We start from the raw sequence: 11482 nt of genomic DNA, 5'->3' as shown, positions 1-11482 counted from the left end.
GTGAACGACCTCGCTCTTCTCCTCACCCCCGAAGGCCGTGCGCTCCTCGACGAGGTCCGCGACACCGCCCCGGCCGACGAACTCGCCGTCGCCACCCGGCTGCGCCGCGAGCACCCCGCCGAGCTGGTGTCGGCCGCGCTCGGCCAGGCCCGGCTGCGGCAGCGGGCGGCGGCGAAGTTCGGTGCGGCGGACGCGGGGCGGATGTTCTTCACACCGAACGGGGTCGAGCAGTCGACGCGGGCGGGTGTCGCCGCCTACCGGGCCGAGCGGTTCACGAAGCTCGGCGTGACCTCGGTCGCCGACCTGTGCTGCGGGATCGGCGGGGACGCGATCGCGTTCGCCCGGGCGGGGATCCGGGTGCTGGCCGTGGACCGGGATCCGGTGACCGCCGCCGTGGCGCGGGCGAACGCGGAGGCGCTGGGGCTGGCCGAGCTGATCGAGGTCCGCGAGGCGGACGTCACCGAGGTGGACACGGGCGGCTACGACGCCGTGTTCGTCGACCCCGCACGGCGGGGCGGGCGCGGAAGGATCTTCGACCCGGAGGCCTACTCCCCGCCCCTGTCCTGGGCGATCGGGGCCGCCCGCACCGCACCCCGCGCGGCGCTGAAGGTGGCGCCCGGCATTCCGCACGAGGCGGTGCCCGCCGACGCCGAGGCCGAGTGGATCTCGGACGGCGGGGACGTCAAGGAGGCGGTGGTGTGGTTCGGCACCGAGCCGGGCGCGGTGCGCGCCACCCTGCTGCCCGGCCCGCGCACGCTGGTCGGCAAGGGGCTGCCCGACCCGGAGGTCCGGCCGGTGGGGCGCTATCTGTACGAGCCCGACGGCGCCGTCATCCGCGCCCATCTGGTCGCCGAGGTGGCCGAACACCTGGACGGCGGGCTGATCGACCCCACCATCGCCTATGTCACCGCCGACGAACTGCGCCCCACGGAGTACGCCTCCGCCTACCAGATCAGCGACCAACTTCCGTTCAATGTCAAGAAGTTGAAGGCTCTGCTGCGCGAGCGCGAGGTCGGCACGCTGACCGTGAAGAAGCGCGGGTCGGCCGTCGAGCCGGAGGAACTGCGCAGAAAGGTCAAGCCGCAGGGGCCGAACGCGGCGACGGTGTTCCTCACTCGGGTCGCGGGGGCGCCGACCATGCTGGTCGGGGCCCCCGCGACTACTGCGCTGCCGTAGCGCGCAGCGCGCCGAGGTCGGGCGAGACCGTGGCCGCCCGCTGCGGGGTGGCCGGTGAGCTCGTCGTCGGCTCCAGGCCGTTGTAGTACGGCGTGTACGTCCACTGGCTGCTGCTCGCGCTGATCGCGGTGCCCGCGGAGTTCAGCGCCGCGGTGGACACCGAGCCGGTGCCGCCGAAGGCCGCCACGCCGTTGATGTTCGCGGCGCCCTTGACCAGGTAGGACTTGGTGTCGGCGGACAGCGGGTCGACGGATGTCCACAGCAGCGGGCCGAAGACGTTCATCGCCGCGGCGGCCGTCGTGCCATCGCGCCAGCTGCCGGTGGAGACGAGGGCCGCGTTGCTGGGGCCGGACCACCAGAACCGGGCGAGCGCGGCGGCGGTGCCCTCGTGGGTGCTCGCCGTGACCGGGTAGTAGGTGTACGTCGACGGCCAGTTGGCGAAGGACGTGTGCGTGAGCGCGTACTTCGCCGAGGCGCCGACCGGGATCATGTAGGTTTTCCGCGGGTCCAGGCCGTTGAGGTACGACTTCACGGACGAGGTCAGCGAGTTGTCGTCGTTGAGCACGACGACCGCCTTGCTGCTCGTGCCGTCCGCGCCGGCGGCCGCCGCGGCGGCGAGCGCCGAATGGTAGTCGGTGCCAGTGGCGATGAAGACGTAGTCCGGGGCGCTGGTGACCGACTTGGCTACCGCGACCGACGTCGAGTAGCGGGAGGTGCCCGCCAGCCGCTTCGGGGTGAAGCCGAGCGAGCTGACCTTGGAGGCGACGCCGCTGCCCAGGATCGAGGTGCCGCCGATCAGATAGACGCTCGCGCCCGGCTTGAGGATCCGCTTGAGCTCGGTCTGCACCGACGAGTCCAGCGCACTTCCGGAGGTCATCAGGACCGGGCCGTGCTTCTTGCCCGCGAGGGCGGGCGCGGTCAGCGCGTACGCCTGGCTGTCCTTGGAGACCAGGACGGCGGAGGAGGCGTTCATCAGGCCCGGCTCGCTCTTGCCGAGGGTGTTCCAGGTCCAGCGGGATCCGGCGATGTTGGTGCCCTGGACATCGGCGCCCCAGACCCGGCCGAGCGCGTTCTTGCGCAGCGGCTGCCAGGCGAGGTCCGACTTGGTGGTGGTCGGCGAGTCGTAGAGGACCTTGGTGGTGCCCGTGGACAGGTCGAGGACCTGGTCCTGGTGATCGCCGGAGGCCGTGGTCAGCTCGTACGCCAGCCGGGTGCCGTCGGGCGACCAGGCGGGCCGCGCGATGGTGCCGGTCTCCTCGGGCAGCCGCGGAGTGACCGTGCCGGTGGCCACGTCGACCGTGTACAGCTTGCCGCCGACGGTGTAGGCGACCATGGTGCCGTCCGGGGAGATGGCCGGGGCGTTCGCCTTTCCGGTGACCAGCTGCCTGAGGCCGCCGGTCGCGCCGTCGTACAGCCACACGGCGCCGTAGCGGGTGTCGCCGCTGCACGTGCTGCCCGAGCGGATGAACGCCAGCTTGCCGCCGACGGCGCCGCTGGGCTGGCTGTCGCAGCCCTCCTGCGCGGTGGCGAACAGGTGCCGCTGGATGCGGCTGCCGTCGGACGGCGCGACCCGCAGCCGCCCGCTGAGCGTGAAGACGACCTGGCTGCCGCCCCACAGGAAGGTCGGGTCGTCGGCGAGGATCGAGTTGGTCGTGTTGACCGGAAGCTCCACCGGCCCCGCGAAGTCGTGACCGACGACGTTGACGCGGCCGGTCGACTGGTTGACGTACGCCATGCGGCTGCCGTCGGGCGACCAGGCGGGCTTCATGGCGTTCTTCACCCGGACCACGGGCGCGGTGCCGTCCTCGTACAGCTGCGAGACGGTGCCGTCCAGGTCGGCGGTCAGGATGCCGTCGGTCGCGGTCCAGCCGGAGGCGCCGGCCGACGCGCCCGGGGCCAGCGCCACGCCGGTGCCGGCGGCCAGGGCCGTGGCGACGGAGAGCGCGACGGCCCGGCGCCGCGCGGAGGATCTGAGATACGACAAAGGGTGTACCCCCCACAGGTAGCGATTGATACTGCCCAGCCTGCGGAAGGTGACACGCAGGTTGCGTGGCAGCCGCGCAACTGTAAAACCTCAATGATCAGTAAGGGAATGCGCTTTCGCGAGCAACAGCTGCCGCTCGCGTTCGTTGCGGGTGAGGGCCGCCGCCCGCTCGAACTCCGTCCGGGCCTCCGCCGTACGGCCGAGGCGGGCCAGCAGGTCACCGCGGACGCTGGGCAGCAGGTGGTAGTCGCGCAGGGCGGGTTCGGCGGTCAGGGCGTCCACCAGTTTCAGGCCCTCGGCCGGGCCGTCGGCCATCGACACGGCGACCGCGCGGTTCAGCTCGACCACCGGGGACGGGGCGCGGGCGGCCAGCAGGCCGTACAGGGTGGCGATGGCACGCCAGTCGGTCTCCTCGTAGTGGTAGGCGTGCGCGTGGCACGCGGCGATGGCCGCCTGGAGGGCGTACGGCCCCGGGGCCCCGGTGGAGGTGGCGCCGGCCCGGTCCAGGGCGCGGATGCCACGGGCGATGAGCATGCGGTTCCAGCGGCGGCGGTTCTGGTCCTTGAGCAGGACGGGTGCGCCGTCGGGGCCGGTACGGGCGGCCGTGCGGGACGCCTGGAACTCCAGCAGCGCGGTCAGCCCGTGCACCTCCGGCTCCTTGGGCATCAGTGCGGACAGCACGCGGGCCAGGCGCAGCGCGTCCTCGCACAGGCCGGGGCGGAGCAGGTCGTCACCGGCGGTGGCCGCGTACCCCTCGTTGAAGATCAGGTAGATGACGTCAAGGACGGAGCCGAGGCGGGCCTCGCGGTCGGGGCCGTAGGGCACCTCGAAGGCGACGTTCCTCTTCGCCAGGGTGCGCTTGGCGCGGACGATGCGCTGGGCGATCGTCGGCTCCGGGACGAGGTAGGCGCGGGCGATCTCGGCCGTGCTCAGGCCGCCGAGCAGGCGCAGGGTGAGGGCGATGCGGGCCTCCGGCGACAGCGCCGGGTGGCAGGCGGTGAAGACGAGCCGGAGCAGGTCGTCGTCGATGTCGTCCGGGTCGCCAGGAACCTCCGGTGGGGCCGTCGTCTCCAGGTCCCGGCCGATCTCGGCGAGCTTGCGGGCGTAGGTCTCGCGGCGCCGGACCAGGTCGACCGCGCGGTGCCGGGCGGTCGCCATGAGCCAGGCGCCGGGGTTGTCGGGCACACCGTCGCGGGGCCATTGCTCCAGGGCGGCGACCAGCGCGTCCTGTGCCAGGTCCTCGGCGATGCCGACGTCCCGGACGATCCGGGCGACACCGGCGATGACGCGGGGCGACTCCAGACGGAAGACGGTCTCGATGGCATGGACGGTGCCGGGCTGTGCCGGGGTGGGCTGTGGTTCCACAGCCCACCATGCAACACCGCCGTACGACACGACGCCAGGCACTCAGCCCTCGGCGATCTCCCGCACCTCACAGGTCACGGTCCAGAAGTCCTCGTGGACCTGCAGGAAGCGCTTGGTCCACTCCAGGGCCTCGGCCTTGTCCTTGCACTGCATGATCGCGTAGCCGCCGACGGCCTCCTTGGTCTCGGTGAACGGCCCGTCGGTGACGGAGATCTTGCCGCCCTCCCAGCGCACCCGGGTGCCCTGGGTGGACGGGGTGAGCCCGGCGGTGTCGAGCATGACGCCGGCCTTGGTGACCTCCTCGATCAGCTCGCCCATCCGCTGCATCAGCTCGGGGCTGGGGCCCTCGGCGGGGGCGGCGGACTCGTCGATGCGCACGAGCGACAGATAGCGGGGCATGGTGGCTCCTTCGGTCGGGCGGCGGGGCCTGTCCCCGCCGCTCACCCATGCGTCGAACGGCAGACACCCGGATCGACACACTCCCCGAAGATTTTTCCGGCGGATTTCTCCGCTCTTCGTTCTCGGCTCTTCGTCGGGGCCGTACCGGCTCAGCGCAGGGACGCCCACAGCCTGGTCGCCGCCGGCTCGTTCGCGATCACCCGGTTGTGGTCGGAGGGGGCGGTGACGACCGGCATCATCACCGTCTTCACATGGCCGGCGGTCAGGCCCTTGAGGCTCTGGCCGAGCCGCGTCAGCTCGCCCAGGGAGTCCAGGCCGGTGTCCGTGGTGAGGCTCGCGGTCACCGCATCGGCGACCCGGTACAGCTTGGCCGGGTCGGTGAGCAGGTTCGTGGCGGCCATCTGCTCCAACAGGGCCTTGACCAGCATCTGCTGCAGCCCTATGCGGCCGAGGTCGCTGCCGTCGCCTATGCCGTGCCGGGTGCGGGCGAGCGCGAGGGCCTGCTTGCCGTCGAGGTGGTGGGAGCCGGCCTTCAGGTGCAGATGGCTCTGGTCGTCGTCGATGGTCTGCGTGGTGGTCACGTCGACCCCGCCGAGCGCGTCGACCAGCTTGGCGAAGCCGGAGAAGTCGATCTCGATGTAGTGGTCCATGCGGACTTTCGTGATCGACTCGACGGTCTTCACCGCGCACACCGGCCCGCCCACCGCGTAGGCGCTGTTGAACATCGCACCGTAGGCCACCGCCGTCGAGCCGCCGGAGGCGAGCGGACAGGACGGGCGGGTGACGAGGGTGTCGCGCGGGATGCTGACCACGGTGGCCCTCGTACGGCCCGCGTCGAGGTGCACGACCATCACCGTGTCCGAGCGGGCGCCGGAGCTGTCGCCGCCGCCGAGCTCCTGGTTGGCCTTGCCGCTGCGCGAATCCGAGCCGAGGACCAGGATGTTCAGTGAGCCGGTCGGCAGCGGGGCGGCGGCGGTCGCCGGGGCGATCACCGCCTTCGCCGGGCGGTCGTCGCCGAGCGCGCTGTTGATGTCGACGCTCTTGATGTTGTGGCTGAGATGCCAATACGCATAGCCGGCCGCGGCCGTGCCCAGCACCAGGAATCCCGTCAGAGTGAGGCCGACGGCCTTCAGCGCTCCCCGCCGTCGGCCCACTCGTCTGCCCGCGTCGCCTTGCTCCTCTTGTCGCGTCACGGGCAGGAACGTAAGTCCGAATTATTAGGGGACTGTTAGCGGAAGCTGCGAGAACCCGTTTTCTTGGGAAATTCCCATCCCAACGCCACCGTTGGGACCTTCGAAAATTTCGGTCCAACTGCCGATTGGCTTCGGAGGAGTGTGGGGGTGGGGGGTGCCCACCCCCCACCCGTCAATACGTCACCTTCCGGCCAACGGCGTCACACGGCCACGGGCGCCGCCGTACTGCTGCGGACGACGAGGCTGGTCGCCAGCTCCACCCGGGTCGCCGCCCGCTCCTCCGGCGCGCGCCCCAGCTCCAGCACCAGCCGGGCGGCGGCCTCGGCCATCTCGGTCAGCGGCTGCCGTACGGTCGTCAGCGGCGGGCCGACCCAGCGGGCCACCGGCAGATCGTCGAAGCCGACCACGCTGAGGTCCTCCGGGATGCGCAGGCCCAGCTCACGGGCGGCCTCGTACAGGCCGAGCGCCTGCAGGTCGTTGCCCGCGAACACGGCCGTCGGCCGGTCGGGGCGGCGCAGCAGCTGCAGGCCCAGGCGGTAGCCGGCGTCGTGGTGGAAGTCGCCGGCCACGATCAGCGAGGGGTCGACGGGCAGGTCGGCCGTCTCCAGGGCGGCGCGGTAGCCGTCGACGCGGGCCCGGCTGCACATCATCCTCGACGGGCCGCTGATCGCGCCGATCCGGGTGTGGCCGAGCTCGACCAGATGGCGGGTGGCGGCGAGCCCGCCCTGCCAGTTGGTGGCGCCGATGGACGGCACGTCCGGGCCCGGGTCGCCCGCCGGGTCCATCACCACGAACGGGATGGACCGGCTGGCCAGCAGTGCCCGCTGGGACTCGTCGAGCCCGGACAGCACCAGCACCACCCCGTGCGGGCGGCGCGCGGCGACCTGGTCGGCCCAGGTGCGGCCCGGGGTGAGCCGGCCGGCCGACTCGGACAGCACGACGCTCAGCCCGGCGCCCCGGGCCACGTTCTCCACACCCCGGATCACCTCCAGCGCCCAGGCACTCTCCAGCTCGTGGAAGACCAGGTCGATGAGCGGGGAGCGGGACGCCTCGGCGCGGCGGCGCCGGTAGCCGTGGGCGCGCAGCAGTTCCTCGACCCGGGTGCGGGTCGCCGGGGCGACATCGACGCGGCCGTTGAGCACCTTCGAAACAGTCGGAGCCGACACCCCTGCCTCACGGGCGATCTCGGCGAGGGTCGCCGTCTGCGTTTCTGTGGGCTTCGAAGGCTTCATGCCCGCGATCGTATCGCCGCGGGCCGCTTGACGAAGGCCTGCGCGCGCCATAGGTCCCCGGAACATTCGACATCTCCTTCGAAACACTCTGGACCATTCGTGAGCGATGACCCCTGGAGGAGAAGGCCGCCCAGCTGTACGGCGTGTGGTGGGCACCGCCACGGACGGCGACGGAGTCGCCCCCCTGCAGCGCGAGATGACCGCCGACTTCGACTGGGACGGGCTGATCGCCCACGGCCTCGGCCGGCTGACCCGCTCCTTCGGCACCGCCCCCGTGGACCCGGCGCTCGGTGCGCAGGCCCTGGCCCGCGCCCAGCGCCGGATCGCCGCCGCCGGCCGCTTCGGCATCCCGGCCGTCGCCCACGAGGAGTGCCTGGCCGGTTTCACGGCCTGGCGTGCCACGGCGTATCCGGTGCCGCTCGCCTGGGGCGCGGCCTTCGACCCGGCGCTGGTGGCGGAGATGGGCCGGCGCATCGGCCAGGACCTGCGCGCCTGCGGCGTCCACCAGGGCCTCGCCCCCGTCCTGGACGTGGTCCGCGACCCCCGCTGGGGGCGGGTCGAGGAGACGATCGGCGAGGACCCGTACCTGGTCGGCACGATCGGCACGGCCTATGTACGGGGCCTGGAGTCGGCCGGGGTCGTCGCCACGCTCAAACACTTCGCCGGGTACGCGTCCTCGGCGGGAGCCCGCGATCTGGCACCGGTGCGGGCGGGCGTCCGGGAGTTCGCGGACATCACCCTGCCCCCCTTCGAGATATCTGCACGACCCGGTGGCGAGCGTGACCCGGCCCGACGTACGGCTGATCGGGTACCGGCGGGCGGAGCTGCCGCCGGGCGCGTCCCGCCGGCTGACCTTCCGCTTCCATGCCGACCTGTCCTCGTTCACGGACCGCACGGGGGCACGGGTGGTGGAGCCGGGCGCGCTGGAGCTGCGGCTGGCCGCGTCGAGCACGGACGTACGGCACCGGGTGCGGCTGCGGCTGACGGGGCCGGTCCGGGAGGTAGGGCCCGACCGGCGACTTCGCTGCGATGTGGCGGTGCCGCGGGGAACTGATTGAACCTCTGGGGCCGGGTGGAACGTATGAAGTCACGGCGGGAGCACAACGAACGCGCTTTCGCAAGACCTCTGACACGGGCGTTCAGGATGCGTTCAGGTTGCCCCTGACAGGGTCGTTGATCACCTGACACCCCCTCACAGGAGCAACCTTGACGCCCATGACGACCACGAAATCCGTCATGAAGAAACTGCCCGAGGTCACCCTCGCGTTCTGGATCATGAAGATCGCGGCGACGACCCTGGGCGAGACCGCGGGCGACCTGTTCGCCCAGACGCTCAAGCTCGGCTACTTCCTCACCACCACCGCCCTGTTCCTGGTCTTCGTGGTGACGCTGGTGGTCCAGCTGCGCTCCCGGCGCTACAACCCGTTCTTCTACTGGACCGTGATCCTGTCGACCTCCATGGCCGGCACCACCATGTCCGACTTCATGAACCGGGACGCCAGCGAGAAGTACCTCTCGAACGGCGCGACGAAGCTGGGCTGGGGCCCGCAGGGGCTGGGCCTCGGCTACCCGGAGGGCGCCGCGATCCTGATCTCGGTCCTGCTGCTGATCTTCCTCGGCTGGAAGCTGAGCGGGATGACCTTCCAGATCACCGAGATCGTCACCTTCCGGGGCGAGGCGCTGTTCTGGTCGGCGATCCTGGTCTCCAACACCCTCGGCACCTCGATGGGCGACTTCCTGTCCGACAGCTCGGGCCTGGGCTATCTGGGCGGCGCGTCCCTGGTGACCGGCGTGCTGCTCGTCCTGGTCGCCCTGATGAAGGTCCCCGCCGTGCCGAACGTCCTGCTGTTCTGGATCGCGTTCGTGCTGACCCGCCCGCTCGGCGCCACGGCCGGCGACCTGCTGACCAAGCCGGTCGCCAAGGGCGGCCTCGACCTCGGTACGGCCGGTTCCTCGGCGGTGCTGCTCGCCGTGCTGTTCGGCCTGATGGGGTACGCGCACTTGAAGGAACGGCGAGCCACGGCCGCGGAGTTCGCGGGCCCCGAGGCGGAAGCGGTCGAGCCGCAGGAGGCCGGGCGCCGATAACGCGAAACCCCGCCCCGGGAGTCCCGGGACGGGGTTCGAATGGAGCGCCGGGCAGGCCTTGCACCTGCATCTCCCCACAGGAAGCGGGGCGTCTTTCCTTGGACCACCAACGCACTGCGTCCGAGCCGTTCTTCCGGCCGTTCGCTGTGTGATGATCATAGCGCAGGGCGGGGGGACCTTGGCAACTCAGCCCTCGGCGACTCAGACCTCGACCACCGACTCGAACCGCCACCGGTGCACCGGCCGCGTCACCCACTCGGGGTCGGGCTCCGGCAGTTCGGGGATCCCCGCGTCGTACGGCGCGTCCCACCAGGTGATGACCAGCACCCGGTCCTCGGGCGCGCGGAAGGTCTCCCGGCGCAACGGCTCGGGGGCCAGCGGCTGTTGCCGTACCCAGGCCAGCAGTTCCTCACCCCGGCCCGCGACGGCCCGGGCCTCCCACATCAGCGCGACGGTCACGAGTACAGGTTCTCCTTGCTGACCTCGTGCACATGGTCGTGGTTGCCCGGGACATGCGCCTCGGTGACCGGCAGCGAGGAGTCGGCCGACAGGTCCAGGCTGGAGGTGGCCCGGCCCCGCGCGACCATCTCGGCACCGAGCGCGGCCACCATCGCGCCGTTGTCCGTGCACAGCTTGGGGCGGGGCACGCGCAGCCGGATGCCGGCCTTCTCGCAGCGCTCCTGGGCGAGGGCGCGCAGCCGGGAGTTGGCCGCGACACCGCCGCCGATCATCAGGTGGTCGACGCCCTCGTCCTTGCAGGCGCGGACGGCCTTGCGGGTCAGGACGTCGACGACGGCCTCCTGGAAGGAGGCGGCCACATCGCGGACCGGTACCTCCTCACCGGCCGCGCGCCTGGCCTCGATCCAGCGGGCCACGGCCGTCTTCAGACCGGAGAAGGAGAAGTCGTACGCCGGGTCGCGCGGGCCGGTCAGGCCGCGCGGGAAGGCGATCGCCTCCGGGTCGCCCTCGCGCGCGTACCGGTCGATGACCGGGCCGCCCGGGAAGCCCAGGTTCAGCACCCGGGCGATCTTGTCGAAGGCCTCGCCGGCCGCGTCGTCGATGGTCGCGCCCATCGGGCGGACGTCGGAGGTGATGTCCTCCGACAGCAGCAGGGAGGAGTGGCCGCCGGAGACCAGCAGGGCCATGGTCGGCTCGGGCAGCGGGCCGTGCTCCAGCTGGTCGACGCAGATGTGCGAGGCGAGGTGGTTGACGCCGTACAGGGGCTTGCCGAGGGCGTAGGCGTACGCCTTGGCCGCCGAGACGCCGACGAGCAGGGCGCCCGCGAGGCCGGGCCCCGCGGTCACGGCGATGCCGTCGAGGTCCCTGGCGGAGACGCCGGCCTGCTTCAGGGCGCGGTCGATGGTCGGGACCATCGCCTCCAGGTGCGCCCGGGACGCCACCTCGGGCACGACTCCGCCGAAGCGGGCGTGCTCGTCGACGCTGGAGGCGACGGCGTCCGCCAGCAGGGTGGTGCCGCGGACGATGCCGACGCCGGTCTCGTCGCAGGAGGTCTCGATGCCGAGTACGAGAGGCTCGTCGCGTGAGTCAGTCATTGCTCTCGGTTTCCTGTACTGGTGGACGTACTGATGAAGAGGGATCGCTCAGGCGCATCACCAGGGCGTCCACGTTGCCCGGCTGGTAGTAGCCGCGGCGGAAGCCGATCGGCTCGAAGCCGAAGCGCTCGTAGAGCTTCTGCGCGCGGACGTTGTCGACCCGGCATTCGAGCATCACCTCGTGGCACTCGAAGGCAGTGGCCGCACGCAGCAGCTCGGTCAGCAGCCGGGCACCGAGGCCGGTGCCCTGCTGGTCGCGGGCGACGGCGATGGTCTGGATGTCGCCCTGGTCACCGGCGGCGACCAGTCCGGCGTAACCGACGACACGGCCGCCGGTCTCGGCCACGAGATAGCGCCGGGTCGCCTCGGCACCCCGGGCGTGGGCCAGCTCGGACCAGAACATGCCCCGGGACCAGGCGTCCTCGGGAAACAGGTCCTTCTCCAGCTCCAGGACCGGGTCGATGTCCCACCAGCGCATCTCGCGCAGTCGTACGG

At 71.7% G+C, this 11482-nt stretch carries 11 protein-coding genes, 1 tRNA gene and 1 pseudogene; 4 read left to right on the top strand and 9 right to left on the bottom strand.

The window, feature by feature from the left end:
* Positions 1-1176, top strand: a complete 1176-nt coding sequence (locus tag ACZ5NH_RS24505; RefSeq protein ID WP_468778070.1) for a THUMP-like domain-containing protein — start codon at positions 1-3, stop codon at positions 1174-1176.
* On the opposite strand, the gene ACZ5NH_RS24500 is transcribed toward ACZ5NH_RS24505, so the two are convergent.
* The 5 genes from ACZ5NH_RS24500 to ACZ5NH_RS24480 form a co-directional block, all read right to left on the bottom strand.
* Complete coding sequence (locus ACZ5NH_RS24500) at positions 1160-3160, bottom strand: cell wall-binding repeat-containing protein (RefSeq protein WP_468778069.1); 2001 nt, start codon at positions 3158-3160, stop codon at positions 1160-1162. The genes ACZ5NH_RS24505 and ACZ5NH_RS24500 overlap by 17 nt on opposite strands.
* Positions 3161-3250: 90 nt before the next feature.
* Positions 3251-4525: an RNA polymerase sigma factor gene (locus ACZ5NH_RS24495; protein WP_468778067.1), complete on the bottom strand. Its 1275-nt coding sequence runs from the start codon at positions 4523-4525 to the stop codon at positions 3251-3253.
* A gap of 42 nt (positions 4526-4567) precedes the next feature.
* Positions 4568-4924 carry a YciI family protein gene (locus ACZ5NH_RS24490; protein WP_388619698.1) on the bottom strand — a complete coding sequence of 119 codons (357 nt, stop codon included), beginning with the start codon at positions 4922-4924 and terminating at the stop codon, positions 4568-4570.
* A 149-nt stretch (positions 4925-5073) separates the two neighbouring features.
* Positions 5074-6117 carry an LCP family protein gene (locus tag ACZ5NH_RS24485; protein ID WP_468778065.1) on the bottom strand — a complete coding sequence of 348 codons (1044 nt, stop codon included), beginning with the start codon at positions 6115-6117 and terminating at the stop codon, positions 5074-5076.
* A 200-nt stretch (positions 6118-6317) separates the two neighbouring features.
* Complete coding sequence (locus ACZ5NH_RS24480) at positions 6318-7349, bottom strand: LacI family DNA-binding transcriptional regulator (RefSeq protein ID WP_468778064.1); 1032 nt, start codon at positions 7347-7349, stop codon at positions 6318-6320.
* Positions 7350-7462: 113 nt separating this feature from the next.
* Here ACZ5NH_RS24480 and ACZ5NH_RS24475 point away from each other — a divergent pair.
* The 3 genes and pseudogenes from ACZ5NH_RS24475 to ACZ5NH_RS24465 form a co-directional block, all read left to right on the top strand.
* Positions 7463-8166: pseudogene (locus ACZ5NH_RS24475) on the top strand (glycoside hydrolase family 3 N-terminal domain-containing protein); the annotation flags it as partial.
* Positions 8120-8407, top strand: coding sequence for a fibronectin type III-like domain-contianing protein (locus tag ACZ5NH_RS24470; RefSeq protein ID WP_468778063.1), 288 nt, complete (start codon positions 8120-8122; stop codon positions 8405-8407). The pseudogene ACZ5NH_RS24475 and the gene ACZ5NH_RS24470, both read left to right, overlap by 47 nt.
* 157 nt (positions 8408-8564) lie before the next feature.
* Positions 8565-9434, top strand: coding sequence for a COG4705 family protein (locus ACZ5NH_RS24465; protein ID WP_468778061.1), 870 nt, complete (start codon positions 8565-8567; stop codon positions 9432-9434).
* Positions 9435-9474: 40 nt separating this feature from the next.
* On the opposite strand, the gene ACZ5NH_RS24460 is transcribed toward ACZ5NH_RS24465, so the two are convergent.
* From ACZ5NH_RS24460 to rimI, 4 genes are all read right to left on the bottom strand, one after another.
* Positions 9475-9547: transfer RNA gene (locus tag ACZ5NH_RS24460), tRNA-Arg, on the bottom strand.
* An 88-nt stretch (positions 9548-9635) separates the two neighbouring features.
* Positions 9636-9893, bottom strand: coding sequence for a hypothetical protein (locus tag ACZ5NH_RS24455; RefSeq protein ID WP_468778059.1), 258 nt, complete (start codon positions 9891-9893; stop codon positions 9636-9638).
* Positions 9890-10987: a tRNA (adenosine(37)-N6)-threonylcarbamoyltransferase complex transferase subunit TsaD gene (tsaD, locus tag ACZ5NH_RS24450; protein ID WP_451551793.1), complete on the bottom strand. Its 1098-nt coding sequence runs from the start codon at positions 10985-10987 to the stop codon at positions 9890-9892. The genes ACZ5NH_RS24455 and tsaD overlap by 4 nt, the downstream gene beginning before the upstream one ends.
* Positions 10980-11465 (bottom strand): ribosomal protein S18-alanine N-acetyltransferase, encoded by a 486-nt coding sequence (gene rimI, locus ACZ5NH_RS24445; protein ID WP_468778182.1) that lies wholly within the window; start codon positions 11463-11465, stop codon positions 10980-10982. The genes tsaD and rimI overlap by 8 nt, the downstream gene beginning before the upstream one ends.
* Positions 11466-11482: the final 17 nt, after the last annotated feature.

It is taken from the genome of Streptomyces sp. NPDC031426, assembly GCF_055581585.1.
This window is presented reverse-complemented; position numbering and strand designations above follow the sequence as displayed.